The 26,326-nt window shown below is 64.1% G+C and carries 22 protein-coding genes; 11 read left to right on the top strand and 11 right to left on the bottom strand.

The features are described from left to right. Positions 1 to 59: 59 nt before the first annotated feature. The 4 genes from BLS75_RS28585 (at position 60) to BLS75_RS28570 (ending at position 6,438) form a co-directional block, all read left to right on the top strand. Positions 60 to 2,426: a hybrid sensor histidine kinase/response regulator gene (locus tag BLS75_RS28585; RefSeq protein WP_072453050.1), complete on the top strand. Its 2,367-nt coding sequence runs from the start codon at positions 60 to 62 to the stop codon at positions 2,424 to 2,426. Positions 2,427 to 2,500: 74 nt separating this feature from the next. Continuing rightward, positions 2,501 to 4,153: an acyl-CoA dehydrogenase family protein gene (locus tag BLS75_RS28580; RefSeq protein ID WP_065363626.1), complete on the top strand. Its 1,653-nt coding sequence runs from the start codon at positions 2,501 to 2,503 to the stop codon at positions 4,151 to 4,153. A gap of 99 nt (positions 4,154 to 4,252) precedes the next feature. Further along, complete coding sequence (gene amn, locus BLS75_RS28575) at positions 4,253 to 5,725, top strand: AMP nucleosidase (RefSeq protein WP_015637154.1); 1,473 nt, start codon at positions 4,253 to 4,255, stop codon at positions 5,723 to 5,725. Positions 5,726 to 5,871: 146 nt separating this feature from the next. After that, complete coding sequence (locus tag BLS75_RS28570; RefSeq protein ID WP_161466734.1) at positions 5,872 to 6,438, top strand: pseudouridine synthase; 567 nt, start codon at positions 5,872 to 5,874, stop codon at positions 6,436 to 6,438. Here the strand turns inward: BLS75_RS28570 and BLS75_RS28565 are convergent. Both BLS75_RS28565 and BLS75_RS28560 read right to left on the bottom strand, forming a co-directional pair. Next, a complete protein-coding gene (locus BLS75_RS28565; RefSeq protein ID WP_003228500.1) occupies positions 6,433 to 6,642 on the bottom strand; it encodes a DUF2788 domain-containing protein in 210 nt (69 codons plus the stop codon). The two genes, BLS75_RS28570 and BLS75_RS28565, sit on opposite strands and share 6 nt — an antisense overlap. Positions 6,643 to 6,752: 110 nt before the next feature. After that, positions 6,753 to 7,232, bottom strand: a complete 480-nt coding sequence (locus BLS75_RS28560; RefSeq protein ID WP_011063640.1) for an Lrp/AsnC family transcriptional regulator — start codon at positions 7,230 to 7,232, stop codon at positions 6,753 to 6,755. A gap of 416 nt (positions 7,233 to 7,648) precedes the next feature. Between BLS75_RS28560 and BLS75_RS28555 the strand changes: the two genes are divergently transcribed. Further along, positions 7,649 to 8,749: a DUF6515 family protein gene (locus tag BLS75_RS28555; protein ID WP_011063639.1), complete on the top strand. Its 1,101-nt coding sequence runs from the start codon at positions 7,649 to 7,651 to the stop codon at positions 8,747 to 8,749. Here the strand turns inward: BLS75_RS28555 and BLS75_RS28550 are convergent. Both BLS75_RS28550 and BLS75_RS28545 read right to left on the bottom strand, forming a co-directional pair. Beyond that, the gene (locus tag BLS75_RS28550) at positions 8,743 to 9,639 is read right to left on the bottom strand and encodes a cation diffusion facilitator family transporter (RefSeq protein WP_072452921.1); all 897 of its coding nucleotides are present in this window, start codon (positions 9,637 to 9,639) and stop codon (positions 8,743 to 8,745) included. The genes BLS75_RS28555 and BLS75_RS28550 overlap by 7 nt on opposite strands. 27 nt (positions 9,640 to 9,666) lie before the next feature. Next, positions 9,667 to 10,086, bottom strand: coding sequence for a hypothetical protein (locus tag BLS75_RS28545; protein WP_011063637.1), 420 nt, complete (start codon positions 10,084 to 10,086; stop codon positions 9,667 to 9,669). 130 nt (positions 10,087 to 10,216) lie between these two features. Between BLS75_RS28545 and hrpB the strand changes: the two genes are divergently transcribed. Next, positions 10,217 to 12,736, top strand: a complete 2,520-nt coding sequence (gene hrpB / locus BLS75_RS28540; protein WP_072452922.1) for an ATP-dependent helicase HrpB — start codon at positions 10,217 to 10,219, stop codon at positions 12,734 to 12,736. A 166-nt stretch (positions 12,737 to 12,902) separates the two neighbouring features. On the opposite strand, the gene BLS75_RS28535 is transcribed toward hrpB, so the two are convergent. Together BLS75_RS28535 and BLS75_RS28530 are read right to left on the bottom strand one after the other, a co-directional pair. Further along, entirely contained in the window at positions 12,903 to 13,979 is a 1,077-nt protein-coding gene (locus BLS75_RS28535; protein ID WP_015637151.1) for an endonuclease/exonuclease/phosphatase family protein, read from the bottom strand. An 88-nt stretch (positions 13,980 to 14,067) separates the two neighbouring features. Further along, a complete protein-coding gene (locus BLS75_RS28530; protein ID WP_019093827.1) occupies positions 14,068 to 14,730 on the bottom strand; it encodes a YciC family protein in 663 nt (220 codons plus the stop codon). A 181-nt stretch (positions 14,731 to 14,911) separates the two neighbouring features. On the opposite strand from BLS75_RS28530, the gene BLS75_RS28525 reads away from it, so the two are divergent. The 3 genes from BLS75_RS28525 (at position 14,912) to BLS75_RS28515 (ending at position 16,949) form a co-directional block, all read left to right on the top strand. Beyond that, positions 14,912 to 15,694 (top strand): DUF2076 domain-containing protein, encoded by a 783-nt coding sequence (locus BLS75_RS28525; RefSeq protein WP_072452924.1) that lies wholly within the window; start codon positions 14,912 to 14,914, stop codon positions 15,692 to 15,694. A 136-nt stretch (positions 15,695 to 15,830) separates the two neighbouring features. Further along, on the top strand, positions 15,831 to 16,310 hold the full coding sequence (locus BLS75_RS28520; protein ID WP_011063632.1) for an NYN domain-containing protein: 480 nt from the start codon (positions 15,831 to 15,833) through the stop codon (positions 16,308 to 16,310). A gap of 27 nt (positions 16,311 to 16,337) precedes the next feature. Beyond that, on the top strand, positions 16,338 to 16,949 hold the full coding sequence (locus BLS75_RS28515; RefSeq protein WP_011063631.1) for a 3'-5' exonuclease: 612 nt from the start codon (positions 16,338 to 16,340) through the stop codon (positions 16,947 to 16,949). A 10-nt stretch (positions 16,950 to 16,959) separates the two neighbouring features. Here BLS75_RS28515 and BLS75_RS28510 read toward each other — a convergent pair whose 3' ends face one another. Next, positions 16,960 to 17,406, bottom strand: coding sequence for an Lrp/AsnC family transcriptional regulator (locus tag BLS75_RS28510; RefSeq protein ID WP_011063630.1), 447 nt, complete (start codon positions 17,404 to 17,406; stop codon positions 16,960 to 16,962). Positions 17,407 to 17,567: 161 nt separating this feature from the next. Here BLS75_RS28510 and yedA point away from each other — a divergent pair, with 161 nt between their 5' ends. After that, positions 17,568 to 18,476 (top strand): drug/metabolite exporter YedA, encoded by a 909-nt coding sequence (gene yedA, locus BLS75_RS28505; protein ID WP_011063629.1) that lies wholly within the window; start codon positions 17,568 to 17,570, stop codon positions 18,474 to 18,476. On the opposite strand, the gene BLS75_RS28500 is transcribed toward yedA, so the two are convergent. The 3 genes from BLS75_RS28500 to BLS75_RS28490 form a co-directional block, all read right to left on the bottom strand. Beyond that, positions 18,477 to 19,538 (bottom strand): alpha/beta hydrolase family protein, encoded by a 1,062-nt coding sequence (locus BLS75_RS28500; RefSeq protein ID WP_072452925.1) that lies wholly within the window; start codon positions 19,536 to 19,538, stop codon positions 18,477 to 18,479. It lies immediately after the preceding gene. A 179-nt stretch (positions 19,539 to 19,717) separates the two neighbouring features. After that, complete coding sequence (locus tag BLS75_RS28495) at positions 19,718 to 22,618, bottom strand: discoidin domain-containing protein (RefSeq protein WP_072452926.1); 2,901 nt, start codon at positions 22,616 to 22,618, stop codon at positions 19,718 to 19,720. 342 nt (positions 22,619 to 22,960) lie between these two features. Continuing rightward, positions 22,961 to 23,419: a hypothetical protein gene (locus tag BLS75_RS28490; protein WP_072452927.1), complete on the bottom strand. Its 459-nt coding sequence runs from the start codon at positions 23,417 to 23,419 to the stop codon at positions 22,961 to 22,963. Positions 23,420 to 23,634: 215 nt separating this feature from the next. Here BLS75_RS28490 and BLS75_RS28485 point away from each other — a divergent pair, with 215 nt between their 5' ends. Further along, positions 23,635 to 24,969 carry an RNA helicase RhlE1 gene (locus BLS75_RS28485; protein WP_011063626.1) on the top strand — a complete coding sequence of 445 codons (1,335 nt, stop codon included), beginning with the start codon at positions 23,635 to 23,637 and terminating at the stop codon, positions 24,967 to 24,969. Between the two features lie 77 nt (positions 24,970 to 25,046). Here BLS75_RS28485 and BLS75_RS28480 read toward each other — a convergent pair whose 3' ends face one another. Beyond that, a complete protein-coding gene (locus BLS75_RS28480) occupies positions 25,047 to 26,279 on the bottom strand; it encodes a TIGR03862 family flavoprotein (RefSeq protein ID WP_176876779.1) in 1,233 nt (410 codons plus the stop codon). Positions 26,280 to 26,326 lie beyond the last annotated feature (47 nt).

The raw sequence follows: 26,326 nt of genomic DNA, 5'->3' as shown, positions 1-26,326 counted from the left end.
TCTGCTCAAGGGAAATGGGGGACTTCCTGACACCACCGGACAAGCCACGCTGGGGCTTTATGCACTATTTGCTGATGTTGCTGTTGAGCTTGCCGATGCTGGCTGGCGCCGCCGAGTTCGACGAGTTCACTCAACGCCTGTCCTTGGGCCGAGTGATGCAAGTACTCGAAGACGCGGGGGGTGAGGCGACCATTGCCGATGTCAGCTCGGGGCCTCTGGCTGAACAATTCAAACCCCACGATAAAGACACCCTCAACGCCGGTTATTCGCGCTCGGCGTTCTGGCTGAAGATCGACCTCGACTACCGCCCCGCCAACCCGAGCGCACAACGCAGCTGGTTGCTGGAGTTGGCCTATCCGCCTCTGGACCACCTTGAACTGTACGTCCCTGACGAGTCTGGTGGTTATCGCCTGGCGGGTCGTACCGGGGATGCCTTGCCCTTCGACAGTCGAGAGATTCGCCAGAACAACTACCTGTTCAACCTGAATTTTTCTCCCCACGAGCACAAGACCGTCTACCTGCGGCTGGCCAGCGAAGGCTCGATCCAGGCGCCGGTGAGCCTGTGGTCCAGCAGTGCTTACCTGGAAGCCCAGCCGGTGCGGTTGTATGTGCTCGGGCTGATTTACGGCGTGCTGCTGGGGATGTTGGTGTACAACCTGTTCATCTACCTCAGCGTGCGGGACACCAGCTACCTCTACTACATCTTCTATATCGCTTCCTTCGGTCTCTATCAGCTGTCGGTCAACGGCGCCGCAGTGGAGTACTTCTGGCCCGACAGCCCCTGGTGGGCCAATGCCGCGACACCGTTCTTCATCGGTTCGGCAGGTTTGTTCGGCAGCCAGTTCGCCCGCAGCTTCCTGCAGACTTCCCGCCACAGCCCCTGGGTCGACCGCGTACTACTGGCCTTGATGGCCTTTGGCGCGCTGGTCATGGCGCTTTCACTGATGACCAGTTATGCCCTGGCATTGCGCCTGGCCACCACCCTGGCCCTGGTGTTCACCGTGGTGATCTACGTGGCCGGGATTGTCGCCTGGTGTCGAGGCCTGCGCGTGGCACGCTATTTCATCATCGCCTGGTCGGCCTTTTTGTTTGGAGGGGTGATCAACACCTTGATGGTGCTGGGTTACCTGCCGAATGTGTTCCTGACCATGTACGCCAGCCAGATCGGCTCGGCGATCGAAGTGGCGTTGCTGTCCCTGGCCCTGGCCGATCGCATCAATGCCATGCGTGAGCAACAGGCCCAGACACTGCTCGAAGCCGGGCAGAAGCTTGAAGTGCTGAACCAGCAACTGGCCCACAGCAACCGGCTCAAGGACGAATTCCTGGCCACCCTGACCCATGAGCTGCGGACCCCGATGAACGGCGTCATCGGCTCCCTGGAACTGATGCAGACCCTGGAACTGGATCCGGAGCTGGAGCAATACCAGCAGACAGCGGCCGGCTCGGCGCGGGACATGATGCGCATGGTCAACGGCATTCTGACCCTGACCGAGCTGCAGGCCGGCAAGCTCAGCGCCCAGCGTCAGCCGTTCAGCCTGCGCTCCCTGCTGACGACACTGCAGACCCAATACGGCGCCAGTGCCGCCGCCAAGTCGCTGGCTTTCCAGATCGACTTGAGCGCCGGGCTGCCCGATCGCTTGCAGGGCGATCGCTGCAAACTCAGCCATTGTCTGGAGTGCCTGCTGGACAATGCCATCAAGTTCACCCCTTCGGGCAGCGTGGTGCTGCGGGTGCTCACGCGTTCCGTGTCGGCGCAGCGGGTCAGCCTGAGTTTCGAGGTGATCGACAGCGGTATTGGCTTCGTCAACCTGGATGAAGCGACCCTGTATCAGCGTTTCTTCCAGCTCGATGGTTCCATGACCCGTGAATATGGCGGGCTGGGTATCGGCCTGGCGATCTGTCGGCAGTTGGTGGAGTTGCTGGGCGGGCAATTGACCCACGAATCCACGCCAGGCCGAGGCAGTTGTTTCCGCCTGCTGGTGGAGTTCGACGCCCAGGAACCCGCCCCGCGCTCGCCGGCGGCAGTGGCGCGACGCTTGCCCCGGGACTGCACCGTGCTGCTGGTGGACGACAACGACGTCAATCAGTTGGTGGTCAGGGGCATGCTGCTCAAGCTGGGCTACCAGGTGCGCACCGCCGGTAGCCCTACTGATGCCCTGCAATTGCTCGGGCGTGAGCTGGTCAGTGCGGTGTTGATCGATGGCGAGATGTCCACGGCGCAACTGGGGGCGTTTCGCTTGCAGGCCCAGGCGCTGCCCGGCTATTCCCAATTGCCCATCCTGCTGGCCTGCGTGCCCGGCAAAGAGGGCTGCCCGGCGGGGGCTGGCTCCGACTATCTGGCTAAACCGGTGAAGTTCGAGGCCTTGCAAACGGCATTGTCGAGATATGTGCTCTCTGTGGAACAGGGCGAAAGCGCCGACATTTAGGCAAGTATGCCACTTTGTTCGGGGTGGGGGCGGTGCTTAACTGGGGTCTTGGCACACCCTGAAGGAGCCCCGCGATGAACCTCCACCAGTTCGCTGAAACCCACGAAGTCACCAACCAGCCGCCAGCTTTGGACGGCGCCAATCTCTATCGGATCGACCTGCCGCTGCAGCAATGGATGCGCCGTTTCGATGCCGGTTGGGCCGAGTCGCGGGTCGACGCCTATGGCGCCCTGGCCGGTGGTCCGTTGATGGAGGCGGGGTTCCTGGCCAATCAGAACAAACCGGTATTTTCCAGCCACGACCGCTTTGGCCATCGGATCGATCTGGTGGAGTTTCATCCCGCCTATCACCAATTGATGCAGGCGGCGATCGAAGCCGGCCTGACTTCGCTGCCCTGGACCGATCCGCAAGCGGGGGCCCACGTTGCCCGCGCCTCCATGACCTATCTGCACAGCCAGGCCGAGGCCGGCAGCGGATGCCCGCTGACCATGACCTTCGCCTGTGTACCGGCCTTGAAGCTGCAACCGGATATCGCCGACCAGTGGCTGCCCAAGATCCTTGCCACCCGGTACGACCCGCGCAATGTCGGCATGCAACACAAGGCCGGGCTGACCATCGGCATGGCGATGACCGAGAAACAGGGCGGCACCGATGTGCGTGCCAACACCACCCGGGCCTACCCGGTGGGGGCTGGCGGCCCCGGGCAGGCGTACGAGCTGGTGGGCCACAAATGGTTCTGTTCGGCGCCGATGTGCGATGCCTTCCTGACCCTGGCCCAGACCGACAAGGGCCTGACCTGCTTCCTCCTGCCCCGGCACCGTCCCGATGACACGCGCAACCAGTTCTATATCCAGCGCCTGAAGAACAAGCTCGGCAACCTTTCCAACGCTTCCAGCGAAGTGGAGTTCCGCGGCGCCCTGGCCTGGATGATTGGCGAGGAAGGCCGCGGCGTGCCGACCATTATCGAGATGGTGGCCATGACCCGTTTCGATTGCATGGTCGGCTCCAGCTCCCTGATGCGCCAGGCCCTGACCCAGGCCAGCCATCACTGTGCCCATCGCACCGTGGGCGGGAGGGTGCTCAGCGAGCAGCCCCTGATGCAGAACGTGCTGGCCGACCTGGCCCTGGAAAGCGAAGCGGCCCTGGCCCTGAGCATGCGCATGGGGCGGGCCCTGGATCATCTGGACGATGCCCAGGAGGCGAAGTTTTCCCGGCTGGTGACGGCGGTGGGCAAGTACTGGATCTGCAAGCGGGCCCCGGCGATGATCAACGAGGCGGCGGAGTGCATGGGCGGTGCCGGTTATGTCGAGGACAGCATCCTGCCACGGCTGTACCGCGAGGCGCCGGTGAACTCCACCTGGGAAGGCTCCGGCAACGTGCAATGCCTGGATGTGCTGCGAGCCTTGTCGAAGGAGCCGGGCGTGCTGGACGCCTTGTTCGCCGAATTGGGCGATGGCCATGGCGACAAGCGCCTGGCCGCCCATATCAACGGGCTGAAGGAGAGCTTCAAGGACACCGGCGACATTCAATACCGTGCTCGTCAACTCACCGAGGACATTGCCCTGGGCCTGCAGGCCAAGCTCTTGCTGGAAGCCGGCAACCAGGTGGTCAGCGACGCCTTTATCGCCAGCCGCCTGGGCGGCCAGGGCGGGCGGGTCTACGGCACCTTGCCGCGTGGCCTGGACGTGGCAGCCATTGTCGCCCGCTCCTCCCCTCAGGGCTTCTGACCCTCCCTGGCGCCGGCTTCCCGGCGCCTGCGGTGATTACGCTGTTCCCGTGGGACGGTCTTGCAGGCAAGATGAACACCTGCAAGTTCAGAACACAGGATGCTTATCGTGACCGAAGCTTTTATTGTCGTTCAAACCGCCGAGCAAGCCGTGGACCGGCTTGCCGCCCTGCATGAGCGGGCCACCACGGCGCTGAGCCAGGCGCTCAAGCGTTATCTCAAGGACCGGGTCGAGCCGGATGCCGAGCAACGAGCACTGTTTCGCTACCCTGAGTTGCGCCTGACCTACCACTGCCACGGCGAAGTCCCACAGACCACAAGGGCCTATGCCAAGGTCCAGTTGCCGGGCACCTACAGTGTCACCGTGACCCATCCTGCAGCCTTCCGTAATTACCTGCTCGAACAATTGGTGCCGTTGATGCACGACTTCACCGTGACGGTGGAAGTGGGCGTCAGTGAGCAGAACATTCCTTATCCCTATGTCGTGGAGCAGGGCGACGAGCTGGCAGGTTCCGGCGTGACCGCTGCGGCGCTGGCGCGGGTGTTCCCGAGTACCGACCTGTCGGCCGCCACCGACGGCATCGCCGATGGCCTCTACGATTGGGAAAATACCCATCCGCTGCCCCTGGCGCTGTTCGATGCCGCGCGAGTGGATTTCTCCCTGCGGCGCCTGGTGCACTACACCGGTAGCGACTGGCGTCATGTGCAGCCGTGGATCCTGCTGACCAACTATCACCGCTATGTGGACCAGTTCATCGTTCATGGCCTGGAGCAGTTGCGCAGCGATCCGCGCTTTGTGCGCATGGTCCTGCCGGGCAACGTGATCATCGAAAAAAGCATGGATCACGGCGAGGCCTCGGCCATCGCCGCCGGTGTGGTCTGGCACCGCTACCAGATGCCGGCCTACCACTTGCAGGCCAGCGATGGCCACGGTGTGACCCTGGTGAATATCGGTGTCGGCCCGTCCAACGCCAAGAACATCACCGACCACCTGGCGGTGCTGCGTCCGCATTGCTGGCTGATGATCGGCCACTGCGGCGGCCTGCGGCAGTCCCAGACCATTGGCGACTACGTGCTGGCCCACGCTTATATGCGGCGCGACGGCATTCTCGACCGCGTGGTGCCGCCGAACATTCCGATTCCGGCCCTGGCCGAAGTCCAGTTGGCGTTGCAGCAGGCGGCGGCCAATGTCACCGGGGAAAAGGGCGAACAACTGAAGAAACGCCTGCGCACCGGCACCGTGCTGACTTACGACGACCGCAACTGGGAGTTGCGTTGGGCCGAGGAACGCCCGCTGATCAACCTGTCCCGGGCCGTGGCGGTGGACATGGAAAGCGGCACCATCGCCGCCCAGGGGTATCGCCTGCGAGTGCCGTACGGCACCTTGCTGTGTGTCTCGGACAAGCCATTGCACAGTGAAATCAAGTTGCCGGGCGCGGCCAACGCCTTTTATGAGCGTGCGGTCAGCCAGCATCTGAAGATCGGCATCGAAGCGGTGGACCTGATGCGCAGCGAGCTCAACTCCCTGCACTCGCGCAAACTGCGCAGCTTCGACGAGCCGCCTTTCCGCTAAGCGTTTAAGCCATGGTCATTTGGCGGTCAGGCCACTAGCATTGTCGGTCCTGATCGCTGAATGTTCCTGCTCCCATGTCCCGTCCGCCCCGTCCCGCTTCCCGCCGTCCTGGCGCCAAACCGTTTTCCTCCTCTCCCGCCAAGCGTGTGGCCAAGGCCGCGCCGGTCGAGCCGAAGCTGATCCTGTTCAACAAGCCTTTCGATGTGCTGACCCAGTTCAGCGATGGCGAGGGGCGGGCCACGCTCAAGGACTTCATTGCAGTTCCCGGGGTCTACCCGGCCGGGCGCCTGGATCGCGACAGTGAAGGGTTGCTGCTGTTGACCAATGACGGGCAGTTGCAGGCGCGCATCGCCGATCCCAAGCACAAGCTGGCCAAGACCTATTGGGTGCAGGTCGAGGGCGAGCCCAGTGCCGAACAGCTGCAGCGCTTGCGCGAAGGTGTGCAGTTGAATGACGGCATGACCCTGCCGGCCGAGGCGCGCCAGCTCGAAGAACCGACGCTATGGCCGCGCAACCCGCCGGTGCGCTTTCGCAAGAGCGTGCCCACCAGTTGGCTGGAGCTGGTGATACGCGAGGGGCGCAACCGCCAGGTAAGGCGCATGACCGCTGCGGTGGGGCTACCGACCTTGCGCCTGGTGCGGGTCAGGATCGGCGACTGGACCCTGGACGGCCTGGAGCAGGGCCAGTGGAAAGAGGTGGCTGCGCGCTTATAAGGCGCCGGACTCGATCAGGCCGATCACCACGCTCTTGATGATGAATGCTGCAACGCCCAGGCCCAGCACGAAGAACAGGATGAACGAGCCGAAGCGCCCGGCCTTGGACTTCTTGGCCAGGTCCCAGACGATGAAACCCATGAAAATGATCAGAATGCTGACCAGGCCGGTCATCATCCACTCTTCGAATACTGCTGGGTCCATCACTCATCTCCAGTGCAGGCAGGGCAAAAAATGCCGGGCGAGTATACGCCAACGCCCGCGGCCCAAGCATTGATCTGCATGCGTTATGTCGCCACAGCGGGGGCCGGGATTCAGTTGCGCAGGTGGGTCAGCGGCAGTTCGGTGCTGTTGAGCACCTGATTGAGCACGAAGCTCGAACGCACGCTGGTCACGCCCTCGATACGGGTCAGATGGCCGAGCAGCAGCTTCTGGTAATGGTCCATGTCCGGTACCACCACCTTGAGCTGGTAGTCGGCATCGACCCCGGTCACCAGGCTGCACTCCAGCACCTGGGGCAGGCTGCGGATCGCGGCTTCGAAATTCTCGAAGCGTTCCGGCGTGTGCCGGTCCATGCCGATCAGGACATAGGCGGTCAGGCTCAGACCGAGCATCTTGCGGTCCAGCAGGGCGACCTGGCGGGAAATGTAGCCATCGTCCTCCAGCTGCTTGACCCGGCGCGAGCAGGGCGAGGGTGACAGGCCGATGCGCTCGGCCAGTTCCTGGTTGGAGATACGGGCGTCGCGTTGCAACTCCGCCAAAATGCTCAGGTCGTAGCGGTCGAGTTTGCTCATCAATCGGGCCTTTGTCGTAACTATTGCGTTGAATTATCTATCTTGAGTTAAAAATTGCGCAAGTGGTGTTTTTACAAGCAATCTTCGCAATCCTCTGTCTTCGCTGCGCGCCTATTCTTATCACCAGAATCACTGCCCGGACATAGAGTCCACTGCGGCCCGCCGAATCAGGCCTGCCGCGGCCGCCAATCCCACAGGGTTGAGCCGGCCCCCGGGCTACACACTGTCCAGAAGACGGAGTGAGGTGAGCCGGCGTCAAAAGCGCCGAGCACGGACAAAATCTCAAAGGGCGGCCGACGGGCCGCCCTTTTTTATTGCCTGCGAAATAAGTCTCGTGACTGATAACCTGATGCAGAACCGCCCATGGCTTTTTCAGTCTTATGTACAGGCCCCCCCTATCCGCAGTGAGGAATAGCATGAAGTCGCGCATCTGGCGTATGGCAGGTGTTGGTGTGTTGTGCCTGAGCGTCAACGCTCAGTTGCTCGCCGATGAGCGAGACGAGAATCGGCCGCCTGCGCAGCATGGCGCTCCCGGGGGCGAGCAGCGAGAGCATCAAGGCCAGGGCCGCCCGGAAAATGCCCCGCCGCGGCCCGCCAATGTTCCCAACCGTCCACCACCCAGTGCGCAGCCACAGCGGCCGCAGAATGAAATCATTCGCGGCGATAACAGCCGTCAGTTTGAGCACAACGGCCAGAACCCGGGAGGGCAGTGGCAGAACCGGCCTCAGCACGATCCCAATCAGCAGGTTCGCCCGGCCCCTGTGCCACAACCCCAGGTGCAGCAGCCAAACAACCTGCCGATCCAGGGCCGCCCCGACACCGTGCGCCAGACCCAGGAGCCACAGCGTGGCTACTATCAGGACATTCCCCGGCGCAACGACTACAACCAGCATTGGCAGGCTGGCGGCCCGGGCTCTCGGCCAGGTGGCGGCCATCCCAACGACTACCGCTGGCCGGGCCGCCCTGATGGCCATGGCAATGGCTGGGGCCCCGGGCCGCAGTACCGCCCCGGGTATGTGATCGACCGCTTCCCCGGGCGCAATGACCGGGTCGCCTATCGCGGCCAGGATTACTTTTTCTCTGGTGGTTACTGGTACCGCCCGCAAGGCCCGCGCTATGTGGTGGTGCGCCCGCCCTATGGCATTCGCGTGACGTACCTGCCCGACTATGCGCGGGAAGTCTGGATCGGCAGCGCGCTGTTCTTTCTGGCGGCAGGGGCCTACTACACCTACGAAGCCAACACCCAGCAGTACGTGGTGGTCGAGCCACCTGCCGGCGTGCCGGTTGCGGACCCGCAGCAGAGCGGCAATGGCTATGACGTGCTGGCCTACCCGGTCAACGGCCAGTCGCCGCAGCAGATCGACCAGGACCGTTACGACTGCTATCGCTGGGCGGTGCAGCAGAGCGGCTTCGATCCTGCGAGCGTGACCTATCAGCCGGCCCCGCAAGTGGTCCAGGCCTACCGCCAGGCCCAGGGCAACTGCTTGAGCTCACGGGGCTATCAGGTGACCTACTGAGCCCTGGCTGCCTTCACCACTTCCTGCGGGTCGGCGTGCACCAGCACTTCGGCCCGTGGATAGGCCTTCTGGATGGCATCGGCGGCCTGGTCGCTGATGCCATGGGCCACCGAAAGGGTCAGTTCCCCGGGTAATTCCAGGTGCAGTTGGACAAACCAGTGGCTGCCGGAAATCCGTGTGCGCAGGTCATGGGCCCCCAGTACTCCCGGCACACTGCACGCCAGCTCCAGCATGTGCTGGCTGACGTCCGGTGGCAGCTCCTGGTCCATCAGCACCGAGAAGCTCTCCCGGGCGATCTGGATCGCGCTCCAGAGAATGTAGACGGCAATCCCCAGGCCGAACCAGGCGTCCACCTGATGCAGGTCGAACGCCGCCAGTACCAGGGCCAGCAGGATGCTGCCGTTGAGCATCAGGTCGGAGCGGTAGTGCAGGGAATCGGCGCGCACTGCATTGGAGCCGGTCGCCCGGATCACCCGGTGCTGCAGGAGCAGCAGGGCGATGGTCAGCGCCAGCGACAGGACGATCACCCCGATGCTCAGCCAGGGCGCGCCTACCGGTTCCGGATGTTGCAGGCGTTGCGCCGCCTGGAAGGCAATCAGAACCGCGCTGCCGGCGATGAACAATGCCTGGGCCATGCCCGCCAGGGACTCGGCCTTGCCGTGGCCATAGCGGTGGTCGTCGTCTGCCGGGCGCAGGGCGTAATGCACTGCCAGCAGGTTGAGCAGCGAGGTGAAACCGTCCAGCACCGAGTCGGTGAGCCCGGCGAGCATGCTCACCGAGCCGCTGAGCCACCAGGCGACAGCCTTGGTCACGATCAGTATGCCCGCCACGGTGACCGAGGCGCGGGTGGCCAGGCGCAGGAGGCGGGCGTGTTCCGAGTTGGCGGTCATTGATGGCGGGTTCCTGGGTAAAAGTGATCAGGCAGCAGGTTGCAGGCCGTACAGCGCCAGTTGCTGCACGCTGCCCTTGTGCTGGATCAGGCGTGGGTCATCCAGGGGGAAACTGCCCCCCAGTTCGCTTTCCAGGATGGCCTGCAGCTTGCGGTTGTCGACTTTACCGTCGGCGCCGATGGCCTGTTGCAGTTTTTCCGGCGCGATCTGCGCGGTCTTGCCCGGCTCCAGGTAGATGGCCCCGGTGGCGAAGTCGACGCCGAAGGCGATCAGCCCCGGGATCACGTAGAACAGCAGGCCAACCGCATCCAGCACAGCCACCAGGGGATCGATCTTGCCGTCGATCTGGCCGCGCCGGTCGGGGAAGAAGATCGAGCCGCAGGCGGTGAGTTGGGTCAGCAGGGTGGCCACCAGAACGCCGCCGATGACACGGTGGGAAATACGCATGGAAATCTCCTAGCAAGCACGAAAGCAACGAGGGATGAAGCGGGGTGTTGAGTCTTGTCGATCAGCACTCAGACCATGATTAACCCCAGGCAGTTCGCCGTTATACTCGCGCCTCTGTTTTGGAGCCAGCATGAATTCTTTGCCAATTGATGAAGTTTTGCCTGCACTGCGTACCGCCCTGGCGACACGCCATGAAGCGGTGCTCGAAGCCCCGCCCGGTGCCGGCAAGACGACCCGCGTGCCCCTGGCGCTCCTGGACCAGGACTGGCTGGCCGGACAGACCATCCTCATGCTCGAGCCCCGGCGCCTGGCCGCCCGGGCCGCCGCCGAGCGCCTGGCCAGCGAGCTGGGAGAGAAAGTCGGCGAGACCGTGGGTTATCGCATCCGCCTGGACAGCAAGGTCGGCCCGCGTACCCGCATCGAGGTGGTCACCGAAGGCATCCTCACCCGGCGCCTGCAGGATGACCCGGCCCTGGAAGGCGTCGGCCTGCTGATCTTCGATGAATTCCACGAACGCAGCCTGGACGCCGATCTGGCCCTGGCCCTGAGCCTCAATGGCCGCGAGCTGTTTCGTGACGAGCAACCACTGAAGATCCTGCTGATGTCGGCGACGCTGGAAGGCGAGCGCCTGTCGACCCTGCTCGGCGATGCGCCGATCCTGCGCAGTGAAGGGCGCATGTTCCCGGTGGCCCAGCGCTGGGGCCGACCCTTCCAGCCCGGTGAATTCATCGAGCCAAGGGTGGTGCAGACGGTGCTCGAGGCCCTCAACGATGAAAGCGGCAGCCTGCTGGTGTTCCTCCCCGGCCAGGCGGAGATCCGCCGGGTGCACCAGCAGTTGGCCGAAGCCTTGGGCGAGCGCAGCGAGATCCTGCTCTGCCCGTTGCATGGCGAGCTGGACCTGGCAGCCCAGCGCGCAGCCATCGACCCGGCGCCGTCGGGCAAGCGCAAAGTGGTGCTGGCCACCAACATTGCCGAAACTAGCCTGACCATCAATGGCGTGCGGGTGGTGGTGGATGCCGGGCTGGCGCGGGTACCGCGTTTCGATCCCGGCAGCGGCATGACCCGCCTCGATACCCAGCGTATCTCCCGGGCCAGCGCCACCCAGCGCGCCGGGCGTGCCGGGCGTCTGGAGCCCGGCGTGTGCTACCGCTTGTGGTCGGCCGATCAACAGGAGCAACTGGCCGCCTATGCCAGTGCGGAAATCCTCCAGGCGGACCTGGCCGGATTGGCCCTGCAACTGGCGCGCTGGGGCGTGACGCCAAATCAACTGGTATGGCTGGACGCTCCCCCCAGTGCCGCTTATGCCCAGGCCCAGGACTTGCTGGTGCGCCTGGGGGCGTTGAATGACGATGGCAGCCTGACCCGCCACGGCCAGGCCATGGCCGAGTTGCCGGCTCACCCGCGCATTGCCCATCTGCTGCTGCGCGGCCAGTCCCTGGGGTTGGCGCCGATGGCTTGCGATGTCGCGGCGCTGCTGGGGGAACGGGATATCCTGCGCGGCGCCGGCGCCGACCTGCACAGCCGCCTGGTGCTGCTTGGCGGGGAAGAGCGTGCCGCTCGCGGAGCCCAGGGCGGGGTGCAGCGTGCCCGACAACTGGCGCGCCAGTACCGGGGCTATCTGCGCGGGCAGCCCGAGGCTGCGGTGGCCGACCCGGAGCACCCGCGCTGGCTCGGCGCCCTGTTGGCCCTGGCCTATCCCGATCGGGTGGCCCAGCAGCGGCGCCCCGGCGGTGCCGAATACCGCCTGGCCAACGGCCGCGCGGCGCTGTTCAGCGAAACTGACAGCCTGATGAAGCAACCCTGGCTGGTGATCGCTGACCTGGGCAGCCGCCAGGGGCAGCGCGAGGAGCGCATCTACCTGGCGGCGGATTTCGATCCGGTGTTGTTCGATTCGGTACTGGCGGAGCAGGTGCGGCAAGTCGATCAGCTGGATTGGGACGAGCGCGAAGGCGTGTTGCGGGCCGAACGCCAGCGCAAGGTCGGCGAACTGGTGCTCAGCCGCGAACCGCTAAGCGGGCTGGATGAGTCCGCCCGCACTCAGGCCCTGGTCAATCTGGTCCGGCGCAAAGGCCTGGAGCTGCTGCCCTGGACCCCGGAGCTGCGCCAGTGGCAGGCCCGGGTAGCGTTGCTGCGCCAGCTGGACCTGGAGGCCACGGGCGCCAGCCAATGGCCGGATGTCAGTGACGGGGCCTTGCTCAAGGGGCTGGAGCAGTGGTTGCAGCCCTACCTGGGCAAGGTCTCGCGGCTCAGCCACTTCGCCAACCTGGAACTGGCCGGAATTATCCACAACCTGCTGCCCTGGCCACTGCCTCAGCGCCTGGATGAGCTGGCCCCCCATCACCTGACGGTGCCTTCCGGGTCGTCGATTCGCCTGGACTACAGCGAGCATCCACCCATCCTGGCGGTACGCCTGCAGGAGCTGTTCGGCCTGGCGCAAACACCGCGCATTGCCGGTGGCCGCCAGGTGGTCAAGTTGCACCTGCTGTCTCCGGCACGACGTCCGGTACAGGTCACCCAGGATCTGGCGAACTTCTGGCGCAGCACCTACGCCGAGGTGAAAAAGGACCTCAAGGGCCGTTACCCCAAGCACTACTGGCCGGATGACCCGCTGATCGCCGAAGCCACGGCGCGGGTCAAACCGCGCAAATAACCCGAACTCCCGTACTGCCCTGTAGCCGCTGCCGAGCGTGCGAGGCTGCGCCCGGGGGCGCAGCCCCCGCAAAACGGACGCCTCGGTGTGTCAGGCGGAATCTGGGCCAAGCTGTTGCGATCGCCGCCTCGGCAGCGGCTACAGGTGATGGGTGCCGCTCTGGGGGTTATTGCGCCGGCAAGAGGAACCGGGCCAGCACCGGCAGGTGGTCGGAGATGCGCAAGGTATCGTCCTGGCGCACCCGGGATTCGACTCGCTTGAGCCGCGGGCTGTAGAACAGATAGTCCACCGTGCGATCCGGGCCGTCGAGGCTCGGGTCGTTGGGGTAGTGGGTCAGCCAATGCGCGCGGTCGACGCCGCTGGCCTGGGTGTTGCTGGGGATCATCGGGTATTTGTCCCACAGCAGGTGCAGCGGGCTGTCGGCACTGTAGGGCGCCCGTTGCACGTCGCTCAGTCGCTGGTACTGGCCCAGGGGCAACAGGTTGAAATCCCCGCCAATCAGCCAGGGCGTGCCGCGGCCTTCGAGTTTATCCAGGACTTTGCCAATGGCTGCGACCTGCCTTGATTGCGTCTGGCCAGGCGTGCGAGCACGTTCCAGATGGGTATTGAGCACCGCCACCTGGCCGCCGTCGTTCAGGGGCAGGTAGCTCAGCAGCAGGGCCTCCCTGGGCTGGAACTGCCGGCCGATGAAGCCGTGTTCGGCTGTGGGCAGTTGCAGGCGTTCGGCGTGATCGATGCGATAGCGGCTGAGGGTGGCCAGTTGTCGGCCGACACTGCCGAAAATATGCGGCGATGGTACGAAATCGGCTTTCCAGTCGTAAGCCTGGGTGCTGCAGGGGTAGAGATCGGTAAGGCGTTCCTGCAGGAGTTTGAGCTGGTCCTGGTAGGCGCTGGCCTTGGCACCGTTGTCCACTTCCTGCAGCAGCACCAGGTCCGGTTGTTCGTCGCGGATCACGCGAGCCACTTCGTCGAGGCTGAAGGCCATGTCCTCCAGGGTCGGCTGCTCGTCCTCGCCCTGTGCCTGGTCGTTCCAGAACACATAGCGCTTGCCCGCCAGGTACTGCAGGTTCCAGGTCATCACTTTCAGGGCCTGGCCCGGCACCAGCGGCGCGGCCTGGGCACTGCAACTGACAGCGAGGCTTTCCTTGGCTTCCGGGCGCCAGGTCAGGCTGTAGACCAGCCCGGCCAGCACCAGACCGATCAACAACAGGCTCAACAGGGTGATGCGAAGTAGACGGATCATCGGCTCGGCTTATGGCGTTGCAGGATGGCCCCGGAGCATAACCGAGAGCACGGCCGTCACCCAAGGGGCAGAGCGGCCGGGGGAGGATTCAGCGCTTGTCCGGCTGCTCGCTGATCAGCATGAACAGGCGGAACAGCACCACGCTAGTGAACAGCTGCAGGAAGCTGTAGGCGCTATCGATGGCCAGGGACAGCAGCGGGTTCAGCGGTTCGGAATAGGCCGCTTCACTGGCACCCTTGAGCAGCCACAGCGGGGTCATTACCGCCAGGATGCACACCAGGATCCGCAGGAAGTGCCCACGGCTGAGGCGGAAACTTTCACTGATGGCCGCCAGCGGCGCCATGCCCTTGAGCACCAGCAGGTACTCGGCGAAAGCCAGTACCACCATCAGCCACAGCCCCGGCAGGAAATACAGCGACAACCCCAGCAGGATCAGCAGGGTGCTGACCGCCGTCAGCAGGGCAAAACGCGGCCACAGGGTCAGGGCCATGGCCAGCAGGTCCCGGGTACGCGGCGACTCGCCCCGGGTGCGGGCGTCGAGAAACAGGATCAGCGCACCGGTGTACAACGGATACACCAGAAGGCCCACCACCACGCTGTAGCCCGGGAAGGTATCGGGGCCCAGGGCACTGTTGACCCCTTGCTGCAGCAAGGCTTCGAGAATCACCAGCGGCAGGCACAGCTGGGCGATCTGCCCGAGGTTGCGCTGGAAGAAATACAGAGAGTCACGCAGTACATCTAACGGATTCATTCGATGAGATCGCAGTTGAAGAAGCGGTTGCACACTTTAACCGATGCAGGCCCCGCCCGAGCAAACGTAAACCTTGGGTAAAGACCATTGAAAGTCGTCGCACCAGCCCCATAACTGGTGCGTACCACCGCTCTGTCCGAGCGGCGGACCAGATTTCTACCGGCAATCTAAAGAGGTCGCCATGAACAACCAAGAGCAAACCCTGATCGATGGACTGTTTTCACGGTTGCAGCAAGCCGAAACGGATTCAGCCCCGCGCGACGCCCAGGCAGAGGCGCGGATCAAGGAGCATCTGACCCGCCAGCCTGCGGCCGGGTATTTCATGACCCAGGCGATCCTGGTGCAGGAGGCCGCACTCAAGAGCCTCAACGAGCAGAACCAGCAGCTGACCCAGCAAGTCCAGCAATTGCAGGCTGACCTGCAACAGGCCCGGGCCCAGGCCAGTGCTCCGGCACCGGCGGCCAGTGGCGGTTTCCTGTCGAGCATCTTCGGCGGTTCCCGCGAGCCACAGCCGGCACCGAGCCAGAGCGCACCGCCACCGTCGTCCGGTGGTGGCTGGCGTGAACCGGCGCGTTCTTCCTTTGGCGCCCCCGCGCAACAGAACTTCGGCGCGCCGCAGCAGAATTACGCCGCACCGCCACAGAACTATGCACCGCAGCAGGCACCGGCGGCGGGTAGCAGTTTCCTGGGCGGCGCCTTGAAAACTGCCGCCGGCGTTGCGGGCGGGGTCATGCTGGCCCAGGGCATCAGCAGCCTGTTCCATAACAACCAACAGCCCCAGGAAATCGTCGAAGTCATCAAGGAAGAGCCGGCGCCGGCCAGCGACAACAGCGGCTGGGGCAATGACGAGCAGCGCCTGGCCAACAACGACTCCTGGGGCAACAACGACCAGGGTGGCTTCAGCAACGCCGACTACGACAACGACGACAGCTCGTTCTTCTCCGACGACGACTCCTTCGTCTGACCTGCGTCGGTCCGGGGCAAACACCTGCCCCGGACCGATTATTCGCGGAACAATCCCTGCGACTGGCATACTGGGCGACTTTTCGGGGCCCGAGGCCCGATCCAGCCCCTGCGCTGCTGCGCCATGAGGATTAGCGGTGAAGAAAATCGCTGTGTTCGCCGATGTCCAGAACCTCTACTACACCGTTCGTCAGGCCTATGGTTGCCACTTCAACTATGCGGCGCTGTGGGCGGATATCAGCAAGCAAGGGCAGATTGTCGAAGCCTATGCCTATGCCATCGACCGTGGTGACAGCAAGCAACAGCAGTTCCAGCAGATCCTGCGCAACCTGGGCTTCACGGTAAAACTCAAGCCCTATATCCAGCGCAGCGACGGCTCGGCCAAGGGCGACTGGGACGTGGGCATCACCATCGACATCATGGACGCTGCGGCCCATGTCGACGAAGTGGTGCTGGCTTCTGGCGACGGTGATTTCGACCTGCTGCTGGAGCGCATCATCCACAAGCACGGGGTCAGCGCGGTGGCCTATGGCGTGCCGGGGCTGACCGCCAATTCGCTGATTCGCGCGGCTACGCGCTATGTACCGATCGAAGGCGCCTTGCTGCTTAAAAGCTGATCAATTTTCATACGGAGCAGGACAGGTTTGGAACGCATTGCCGTCATCGACTTTGAAACCACCGGGATCTCCCCGAGCAGCAGTTGCCGGGCCACGGAAATAGCCGTGGTGATCCTTGAGCAGGGGCGCATCGTCGAGCGTTACCAGAGCCTGATGAACGCCGGCGTGCGGGTGCCGGCCTTTATTGAGCAACTGACCGGCATCAGCAATGCCATGCTGCGCAGCGCGCCGCCGGCGGAGCAGGTGATGAACGAGGTCAACGAGTTCGTCGGCATCACGCCGTTGCTGGCCCACAACGCGGCCTTCGACCAGAAGTTCTGGGATTTCGAGCTGGGCCGGATCAAGCGCACCCGCCTGCAGAACTTCGCCTGTTCGCTGCTGCTGGCGCGGCGCCTGATGCCGGCGGCTCCTAATCACAAGCTGGGCACCCTGACTTCATTCGCCGGCCTGCCGCACACCGGCCAGGCTCACCGCGCCATGGCCGACGCCGAAATGGCCGCCAACCTGGTGGCGCATCTGGCCGGCGAACTGAGGCACAAGCATGGCCTGCGCGAGCTGTCCCATGACTTCCTGTGCAAACTGCAGAAGGTTCCCGCGGCCAAAGTCCCCGAACACCTCAAGCGCCACCGCGGGTTCTGAGGCCCGAGGTTCATTTGCTTTCCAGTTGCCCCAGGGGCACGCGCCGTTCAATGGCGCTGGAGAGCACGATGGAGGTCTTGCTGAAACCGAACTGGGCCACGCGGTTGATCAACTCCTCCAGCTCCGGCATCGATCCCACTGCGGCCTGCATGATCACGCAGGGGTCGCCGGTGACCCGGTGGCACTCGGTGAGCTGGGGAATCTTGATCAGTTCGTCATAGGCCTTCTGGTTGCCGTGCTGGGCCAGGCGCAGTTCGATCACGCACTGGATCGGCAAGCCGACCTTGGCCATGTCGACTTTGGCCTGGTAGCCGGTGATCACTCCGCTGGCCTCCAGCTTGGCCACGCGTTCGGCCACCGCCGGTGCTGAGAGATTCACCTTGCGTGCCAGTTCGGCGTAACTCGCCCGGCCATTTTCCAGCAGGCTGGCCAGGAGCATGCGGTCGTACTTGTCCATGGAAGGCTCTCGATCTATCCAGCTTTCGAAAGCACGGTATATAGCCCTTATCTCCATCTTTTGGAAAGTGTACGGGCGTTATAAACAGGTTTTGTAACTTAAGTTCCCTGGGCCGAGTTTCTAGAATAGACCTCCCCCTGCCTGCCTCAGAGCCGCCCCCCATGCCTGGCCAAAGCCGTTTTCCGCTGCCGTTGATCGCCGCCTTTTTTGCCCTCTACGTGATCTGGGGCTCGACGTACCTGGTGATTCGCATCGGCGTCGAATACTGGCCGCCACTGATGCTCGGCGGCATTCGCTTCATCATCGCCGGTAGCCTGATGTACGCCTTTCTGCGCTGGCGCGGGGTGCCGGCGCCGACCTGGGCGCAATGGAAGGCCGCAGGGATCATCGGTGTGCTGCTGTTGAGCTGTGGCAATGGTGCGGTAACGCTGGCCGAACACTCCGGGGTGACCTCCGGCGTCGCGGCGCTGGCGGTGGCCACGGTGCCTTTGTTCACCCTGCTCTGCGGGTATTTCTGGGGCGCACGCAACACGCGCCTGGAGTGGGCCGGGATCGTCCTCGGGATGATTGGCATCGGCATGCTCAACCTGGGGTCCAACCTGCAGTCGAGCCCGATGGGCGCCGCCTTGCTGCTGTTCGCTGCGGCGGCCTGGGCTTTCGGCTCGGTGTGGAGCAAGCATTTGCCGCTGCCCCAGGGCGCCATGGCCAGTGCCGCGGAAATGCTCGTCGGTGGCGTGGTACTGATGATCGGCAGTGCCCTGAGCGGTGAGCATCTGGACACCCTGCCTCCGATGGAAGGCTGGCTGGCCCTGGCCTACCTGGCCGGTTTCGGTTCGATCATCGCCTTCAACGCCTACATGTACCTGCTCAAGCACGTGCGCCCAGCCGCGGCCACCAGCTACGCCTATGTCAACCCGGCGGTGGCGGTGCTGCTGGGCATCGTCTTCGTCGGCGAAACCATTGGCATCGAGGAGGCCATGGCCATGCTGGTGATCATCAGTGCCGTAGTGCTGATCGGCCTGCCCCAATGGCGCAAGCCCAAGGCCGCGGCCCAGGAAGAGGCGGCCTGATCACTGTCCCGGTGGCAGGCCGGCCAGGCTCCGTTGGAGAAAGTCGCCGATGACCTGGCTCGCTTGCTGGTGAATCGCTTCGCGGCTGCGCTGGCCGCCGTCCCGGCAGATGATTTCATCCTCGGGGTTCTCTTCCCGGAGCAGGGCCGGGGCACCTGGCTTGCAGATTTGCATGAAGCTGAAATGGCTGGCATCGGCGATCACCAGCAGGCTGGAGGTGGCCGACGGCAGGAGGGTTTCCAGGTAGCCCGACTCCTGCTCCACCGGCATGCTGGCAATATCGACTCCTGCTCCCAGGATCAGGGTCGGCGTCTGCACCGCTGACAAGCTTTGCGGGGTGAACCCACGGACCAGCCCCGGGTCCAGGGAGACGACCGCCTTGATTCGCGGGTCCCGCAGGTCGGTGCCCAGAGAACCCTGGTTTTGCGGCGCAATCCCCAGCTCCGGAGCCAGCCCGCACAGACGCGGGTTGGGATGCAGCCGACATTCCTCCAGGAAGCGTTGCGGGCTATAGCGGGCGCCGGCCAATGCGGTGACCGTCCAGCCGCCCAGCGAATGGCCGATGGCGGCGATGCGCTGCGGGTCGACCGCGCCTGCCAGGGACTTGTCAGCGCTCAGTGCGTCTATGACCCGGCTCAGGTCCCGGGGACGCTGCCAAAGCTTCGCCGCTTCTTCCGGACGCTGGTCGAAACTCGTGGTGCCCGGGTGGTCAGGGGCGGCGACCACATAACCCTGGCCGACCAGCGAAGTGACCAGCCAGCTGAGGTTGCGCCAGTTGCCGCGATAGCCGTGTGACAGGACCACCAAGGGATGGGCCGCAGGGGCAGGAGAGGCATCCTTGATGGTGGGCAGGCCCTGGAAGATCGGGTTCTCTGCCGATACCAGAAGCGGGCTGGCGGTTTCGGTGGGGTACCAGAGGGCGACATGCAGGGGGCGCTGCTTGCTTGCATCGGGCAGGGTTATTTCACGAAAACCGACGAGCTCGGCGGCGCAGGCCAGGGGCAGCAACAGGGAGAGTGAAAGGCCCGCTAGCATCCGTGCGGACAGGGCAATCTTGGGCATTGAAGAACTCCATGGGCAAAACGTCAGTGGTCTGCCAATGGGCGCGCTGGGTGGAATCGAGCGGCGATCGACGGCAGTGGGGGGGGGGCGACGACTGGGGCAATCGCCGCCCACCCTTTTAACCCACATTGCCCGGAAAGGGTGACCCGATTGTGCAGCTGGCTGTCACCCACTTCGCGTCAGTTACAGGTACCGGCGTCGAGCCAGACCTTACCGGAGCCGTCTGGCCCGGTGAACGCCGGGTTGCCCGGCTCACTGCCCTTGACCCACCAGCGAGCGATGTAAAAGCGCCCGTTATGGCTGACTCGGTCCTTCGCCACATAGGTGCCCTGGGCCGACCATGGGCCCTGGCAAGCGGCACTTTCTGCCTTGACCGTCACGCTGTGCTCGCGAGTCACGCTGTGATGGCCGTTGCCCAGGCTCAGGGTGATGCGGTAGGTGACGTCTTGTGCTGTTTTGGGGGCGACGAACTTCATCGAGGTCCCGGCCGCCTGGAAGTCCACGCTCGGGTTCACATTCCAGCGATAACTCAGCGGCAGGCCAGCAGGGTCGCTGGAACCTTTGGCGTCGAGCACCAGCGTTGCTCCGGCTTTGGCCTGGCCCGGGCCGTCGATGCTGGCCACTGGCGGCTTGACCGCCGGCTTTTCGCCTTCGCTGTTGCACGGACCCAGGTCACGCCAGACCTTGCCGGAGCCATCGGGCCCGGTGAAGGCCGGGGTGCCCGGTTCACTGCCCTGGGTCCACCAGCGCGCTTCGTATTGACGGCCTTTCCACTGCACCTGGTCCTTGGCTACATAGGTACCGTGAGCCTGCCACTGGGGCTTGCAGCTGCCGCTGCCGGCCTTGGCTTTGATCAGTATTTCGTGGGTCTTGAGGGTGCTCTGCTTGCCGTTGCTCAGGCTCAGGGTGAAGCGGTAGCGGGTGTCATCGGCCAATTCTGGTGCGGTGAAGGCAATGCGCGGACCGTCGTAGGTAAAGTCCAGCTTGGGCGAGGCTTCCCAGGCAAAGCTCAGGGCCGCGCCTTGTGGGTCGCTGGAGGCGGACGCATCCAGCACGATCTGTTCGCCTGCATTGGCTTCAGTCTTGCCGCGGATCACGGCCACTGGCGGGGTGCCGGCATCCACAGGTTTGAGCGAGGTCACCTTGACCTGGTTGTCGGCGCTGAACTCACCGTCTGCCAGCAAGCTCCAGGGGCCATTGAGGCTGTGGCTGGAGTACACCTGGTAGCCCTTGATATTGCCCGCCTGGCCCTGGTCCTGGCGTGGCAGGTAGCGCAATTGAGAGAAACTGTTATGGCTGCCCATGTCGATCACGATCTGGTGGGGATAACGCGCGTCGGTGGCCGAACTCCAGTAGGAGTTGGGGTTGTCATCGAGCACGTTCGAGCCCGAGGTGGTGCCGGATGCCACGCTGCTGGTTGAGTGGACACGCCAGCTGTTTCGAGGAAGGGGCTCGCCTTTGGCGCTGGCCAGCATCAGTTCGGCGATGCTGGCGTTGTTCTTGCCGTCCACCGAAGAGGTCGCTACGAGCTTCAGGTAGGTGCCTTGGGCCGTTTCCTGGGTGTGGCCGTAAGCGTTGCCTTGCAGGATCAGGTCTTCAGCCGCCATACCTTCGGTCCTGATAGCCAGGTACCAGCGGCCCGGCTTTGGATCCTTGGCCCCGAGACCGACTATCTGGCTGAGGGTCGAGCGGTAGTCGTAGCTGGTGGTGGTTGGTTGAGCACCATACTTGAGCGACAACTGGACCTGGCCGCCCTTGTTGGTACTGGTGCCGGGCACCACGGTGAAGGCCAGGCGCTGGGTGCCTGCCGGTACATCCAGTGGGAAGTAGCGGGTCTGGCCTTTGGCCTGGTTGATCCGTTCTTCTAGAATCGTGATCAGGTTTTCACTGTCCAGCGGCACGAGTGAGGGGGCGTAGGCGGAAATCTTCGCAGCGTTCTCGCGCCAGACCCGGGCCATGTTTGCCGTTCGAGCATCGCCCAGGGGCACGCCGAGGTGGTCCTTGAGGTCCGGGTTGGAGAAGTAGCCGACGTGGTTGCCGCAGAGGATGGTGCCGACCCGACCGTTGTTGTGGCCGAAGCGGTAGTTGTCGTTGCCGTCGTTGCAGTGGTTGCCGCCGATGTTGTGTGCCAGTTCGTGGCGGAAGGCGGCCGAGGCGCTGATGGCGTTGACCGAGTAGCGGCCGTTCACGTAGGCCCAGCCGGCGGCGGTGTCCACCCCGGGTGTACCAACGGTGAATGCGGCGACCAGGTCCGGGCTGTATTTGCGCATGCCATCGGCGAACAGGTTTTTGACATCGGCCAGCACCGGGGTGGTGATCGGGTAGTCGTTGGCTATCACCTGGGTGCCGGCCAGGCGCACACGCACATTCTTGATCTGCGAGTTTTCCACGGCACGGTTGACCGAGGCGACCTGGGCCAGGGCATAGGCCTCGTGGTCACCGATGTAGTTGGCGGCTTTCTGGGTGAAGCCTGCCAGCAGATCGATGACGATCTCGCCCTGGGCGTTGCGGTGGGTCAGGTAGCTGCGCTGACCGCTCTGGGTCTCGATCAGGTTGGGTACGTCGTCGCCTTCGTTGGGCACGGAGTCGATATTGCGCGGGTCGAAGGAGTGTTGGTTGTTGAGGCGAATCAACGACTGTTCGCCACTGGCGTTGCCGCGAATCATCAGGTTACTGTCAGGCATCAGGGCGATGAAGCTGCCGTCGCCACGGGCGGCGACAAACATTTCCTGTGCGGCGCTCTGGGAGCGGTTGTTGCTTTGCAGCGTGCCGACCATGACCTTGAGGCCCTTGAAACTGTCGTTTCGGTCCGGAATGAGGCTGCGCAGGCGCATGCCGATTTCCTGCTGCAGACGTTCGGTTCCCGCGTCGACGATGTTGCGCTGGGCCGGATTGGCCATTAGCGCCTGGATATTGATGAAGGGGCCGTCGGCTGCGCTTTCGGCGCGTGGCAGGGCCGCATCGGCAGGTTCATCGGCGGCCTGTACCAGGCCCGCCATGGGTAGCAATACAACAGTTCCCAGGCTGGCCACACAAAGGCGGGTGGCACGAGACAGGGTATTCAATCTGAAGGTCGGCATAACCATTCCTGGATATACACAGCGCGGCGCAAACCTGGCGAACAGGATCGTGAAAGCGTCCGCGCTGATGATGTGGATGAGGAGTTGTGCCGGCGGCGGGCATCATAGGCAGCGGCGCTGGTGCCGTATATTCGAAGCCTGGCTTTTAGTACCTGTCCTAGGGAACTTGCCCGTACGAAGGGCAAGAGCACTGTTGTGCCAGGGGCGTTTGCCGTGTGTCGGGTGCTGCCGGTGGAGGGGGCAGAAGGGGCGGCGAGTTGGCCAGAACGGCCGGGGAGACGGGGTGGTTGCAATAAAAAAACGCCGGGCAATGCCCGGCGCGGTGGCTTCAGCCTGAACAGGTCACTCGAACCCGCTCAGCAAGACGAGGGCGAATAACACTGCCGCCAGGGCCAGGGAAAACAGCAGGCTGATTCCCGCCACTCGCCATAGCGAGAAGAAGCGCCCGTTGCCGGCCTTGTGCTCTATCACCTGGGGGCCGAACAGTTGGCGTGCGTAGGCGTTCATCCCGTAGATCGGCGGAAGGATGAACACCACCGCAGGGATACTTTCCGGAAGGAAAAAGCCTGCCACGCTCATGGCAATGAAAAGGCCGATGCCCATGGCCCAGACTTTGTTCACTTCGCTCTCGCGGCCCATGGCCTTGAGGTTCTGGCTGATGAAATAGGCGCCGGCCACGGAGGTGCCGATGAAGGTGCTCAGGCCAATGGCCGCCACGCTGTAGAGGCACAGGCTCTGATCGGTTGGCTTGCTGGCCCGGAGTTCGGCGGCAGGGGCCTGGAAGGGATTTTGGTTGTCCATGCGCGGTGAGGCTCCTTGGGAAGGGCAAAGGGGCGGTTGAGTGCCAGCTCGGGTGTTGCGCCGCCCTTGTGCGCGACCCGTGGCAAACAGTGGGGCGAGCATACACTTACCGGGGCGGGCTTGGCAGGCCTGGGGCGGCCCGGAAGCGAGCCCCTGAATTAGGGTAAACTGCCGCCCATTGCGTCCCTGTGCTGACTTTTTCCTACGGTACCCCCATGACATTCGCCACTCTTGGCCTGATCGAACCCCTGCTGCGCGCTCTCGAAACCCTCGGCTACCAGACCCCGACCCCGGTGCAGGCGCAAGCCATTCCGGCAGTGCTGGGCGGGCGTGACCTGATGGCCGCGGCCCAGACCGGCACCGGCAAGACCGCCGGTTTCGCTCTGCCGCTGTTACAGTTGCTGACCCTGGAAGGGCCGAAAGTCGATAGCAACTCGGTACGCGCGCTGATCCTGGTGCCGACCCGGGAACTGGCCGAGCAGGTCCACGAAAGCGTGCGCCAGTACGCCGAACACCTGCCGCTGCGTACCTATGCGGTGTACGGCGGGGTCAGCATCAACCCGCAAATGATGAAGCTGCGCAAAGGCGTGGACCTGCTGGTGGCGACTCCGGGGCGTCTGCTGGACCTGTTCCGTCAGAATGCGGTGAAGTTCAGCCAGTTGCAGACCCTGGTGCTGGATGAGGCCGACCGCATGCTCGACCTGGGTTTCTCCGAAGAGCTCAAGAGCATCTACGCAGCCCTGCCGAAGAAACGCCAGACCCTGTTGTTCTCCGCCACCTTCTCCGACGCCATCCGCCAGCTGGCCGGGCAGATGCTCAACGATCCGCTGAGCATCGAGGTCAGCCCGCGCAACGTGGCTGCCAACACGGTCAAGCAATGGGTGGTGCCGGTGGACAAGAAGCGCAAGCCGGAGCTGTTCAGCCACCTGCTGCGCAAGAATCGCTGGAAGCAGGTGCTGGTGTTCGCCAAGACCCGCAACGGTGTGGATGCGCTGGTGGAGAAACTCCAGGGCCAGGGCGTGAATGCCGACGGCATCCATGGCGACAAGCCACAGGCCACGCGTCAGCGCGCCCTGGACCGGTTCAAGGCCAGTGAGATCCAGATCCTGGTGGCCACCGATGTGGCGGCCCGCGGCCTGGACATCGAAGACCTGCCCCTGGTGGTCAACTTCGACCTGCCGATCGTGGCCGAGGACTACATCCACCGTATCGGGCGTACCGGCCGTGCCGGTTCCACCGGCGAGGCGATTTCCCTGGTGTGCGCCGACGAGGTGAACCTGCTCTCGGCGATCGAGATGCTCACCCGCCAGACCCTCAAGCGCCATGAGGAACAGGATTTCGAACCCGAGCACCGGGTGCCGGAAACCGACGCCAGTGGCCAGGTGGTGAAAAAGCCGAAGAAGCCCAAGAAACCGAAAACCTCCGGCGGTGGCGGCAAGCGCAACCTGGGCAAGTGGGTGGACAGCGGCGAAGTGGCCGAAGCTCCGGCGGTGAAACCGGTGCGCAAGGTGCCGGCGTTCAACACCGGGCCGCGCAAGCGCAAGCCTTGATCTGATATCGCGCCGGGCCCTTCGCCGGCAAGCCGGCTCCTACCCTTGCGTAGGTGCCGACTTGCCGGCGAAGCTGTTTATGGCTGGCGCCGCAACCACTTCAGCATCCCCAGCCCCGCCTGGCGCCCGCTGGCAAAGCAGGCGGTCAACAGGTAGCCGCCGGTCGGCGCTTCCCAGTCGAGCATTTCCCCTGCGCAAAAGACCCCAGGCATCTGTTTCAGCATCAGGTTTTCGTCCAGGGCTTCAAAAGGCACGCCGCCGGCGCTGCTGATGGCTTCGTCCAGCGGCCGGGGCCTGACCAGCGTCAACGGCAGCGCCTTGATCGCGGCGGCCAGGAGCGCCGGATCGTTGAAGCTCTCTGCCGGGGTCAGCTCCCGCAGCAACGCCGCCTTCACCCCCTCGATCCCCAACTGGCTCTGCAAGTGCTTGGCCATGGACCGCGAGCCGCGTGGCTTGGAAAGGGCGGCCTGGACCTTATCCAGGGGCTTGTTCGGTAGCAGGTCGATATGGATCGTCGCCTGCCCGTGCCGGTTGATGGATTCGCGAATCGGCGCCGACAGTGCATAGATCAGGCTGCCCTCGATGCCGCTGGCGGTGATCACGCATTCCCCCAGCCGTGGCACGTCGTCATCAAGGCCGATGGCCACGTTCTTCAGCGGCGCGCCGGCGAATTTGCTGCGCAGCAGTTCGCTCCAGGCGTTGACCTCAAAGCCGCAATTGCTCGGTTGCAAGGGCGCAAGCTGCACACCGCGCTGTTCCAGCAGGGGCATCCAAGCCCCGTCGGAACCCAGTCGTGCCCAACTACCGCCGCCCAATGCCAGCAGGACCCCATCCGCCCGTACCGCACTTTCACCCTCGGCATGCCGGATGCGCAGGCTGCCGTCGGCATTCCAGCCCAGCCAGCGGTGCCGGGTGTGGATAACGACTCCGGCATCGCGCAGGCGCTTGAGCCAGGCGCGCAGCAGCGGCGCAGCCTTCATGTCGGTAGGAAACACCCGGCCGGAGCTGCCGACAAACGTCTGGATACCCAGCTCATGAATCCATTGGCAGAGTGCCTCGGCGCCGAACTCGCGCAGCAGCGGGGCGATTTGCGGCGCACGCTCGGCGTAGCGCGAGAGGAAGGCCGGATAGGCTTCGGAGTGGGTGATGTTCATGCCACCGACCCCGGCCAGGAGGAATTTTCGGCCCACCGATGGCATGCCGTCGTACAGGTCGACCTGAACCCCGGCCTGGCTCAGTACCTCGGCGGCCATTAGGCCGGCGGGGCCGCCGCCGATAATCGCGACGCGGGAAGTAAGGGTGGGGGACATCAAAAAGCCTAGAAAATGGAAGGGGTGGTTATTGTAAGCAATGCTCG

The sequence above is a fragment of the Pseudomonas sp. NFPP12 genome (assembly GCF_900103205.1).
Classification (GTDB): Bacteria; Pseudomonadota; Gammaproteobacteria; order Pseudomonadales; family Pseudomonadaceae; genus Aquipseudomonas; species Aquipseudomonas protegens.
This window is presented reverse-complemented; position numbering and strand designations above follow the sequence as displayed.

Bases quoted from the DNA above. Each gene is read 5' to 3' on its own strand.
- BLS75_RS28585 (WP_072453050.1), top strand. From the start codon at position 60: ATGCACTATTTGCTGATGTTGCTGTTGAGCTTGCCGATGCTGGCTGGC.
- BLS75_RS28580 (WP_065363626.1), top strand. From the start codon at position 2,501: ATGAACCTCCACCAGTTCGCTGAAACCCACGAAGTCACCAACCAGCCG.
- amn (WP_015637154.1), top strand. From the start codon at position 4,253: ATGCTTATCGTGACCGAAGCTTTTATTGTCGTTCAAACCGCCGAGCAA.
- BLS75_RS28565 (WP_003228500.1), bottom strand. From the start codon at position 6,642: ATGGACCCAGCAGTATTCGAAGAGTGGATGATGACCGGCCTGGTCAGC.
- BLS75_RS28560 (WP_011063640.1), bottom strand. From the start codon at position 7,232: ATGAGCAAACTCGACCGCTACGACCTGAGCATTTTGGCGGAGTTGCAA.
- BLS75_RS28555 (WP_011063639.1), top strand. From the start codon at position 7,649: ATGAAGTCGCGCATCTGGCGTATGGCAGGTGTTGGTGTGTTGTGCCTG.
- BLS75_RS28550 (WP_072452921.1), bottom strand. From the start codon at position 9,639: ATGACCGCCAACTCGGAACACGCCCGCCTCCTGCGCCTGGCCACCCGC.
- BLS75_RS28545 (WP_011063637.1), bottom strand. From the start codon at position 10,086: ATGCGTATTTCCCACCGTGTCATCGGCGGCGTTCTGGTGGCCACCCTG.
- hrpB (WP_072452922.1), top strand. From the start codon at position 10,217: ATGAATTCTTTGCCAATTGATGAAGTTTTGCCTGCACTGCGTACCGCC.
- BLS75_RS28535 (WP_015637151.1), bottom strand. From the start codon at position 13,979: ATGATCCGTCTACTTCGCATCACCCTGTTGAGCCTGTTGTTGATCGGT.
- BLS75_RS28530 (WP_019093827.1), bottom strand. From the start codon at position 14,730: ATGAATCCGTTAGATGTACTGCGTGACTCTCTGTATTTCTTCCAGCGC.
- BLS75_RS28525 (WP_072452924.1), top strand. From the start codon at position 14,912: ATGAACAACCAAGAGCAAACCCTGATCGATGGACTGTTTTCACGGTTG.
- BLS75_RS28510 (WP_011063630.1), bottom strand. From the start codon at position 17,406: ATGGACAAGTACGACCGCATGCTCCTGGCCAGCCTGCTGGAAAATGGC.
- yedA (WP_011063629.1), top strand. From the start codon at position 17,568: ATGCCTGGCCAAAGCCGTTTTCCGCTGCCGTTGATCGCCGCCTTTTTT.
- BLS75_RS28500 (WP_072452925.1), bottom strand. From the start codon at position 19,538: ATGCCCAAGATTGCCCTGTCCGCACGGATGCTAGCGGGCCTTTCACTC.
- BLS75_RS28495 (WP_072452926.1), bottom strand. From the start codon at position 22,618: ATGCCGACCTTCAGATTGAATACCCTGTCTCGTGCCACCCGCCTTTGT.
- BLS75_RS28490 (WP_072452927.1), bottom strand. From the start codon at position 23,419: ATGGACAACCAAAATCCCTTCCAGGCCCCTGCCGCCGAACTCCGGGCC.
- BLS75_RS28485 (WP_011063626.1), top strand. From the start codon at position 23,635: ATGACATTCGCCACTCTTGGCCTGATCGAACCCCTGCTGCGCGCTCTC.
- BLS75_RS28480 (WP_176876779.1), bottom strand. From the start codon at position 26,279: ATGTCCCCCACCCTTACTTCCCGCGTCGCGATTATCGGCGGCGGCCCC.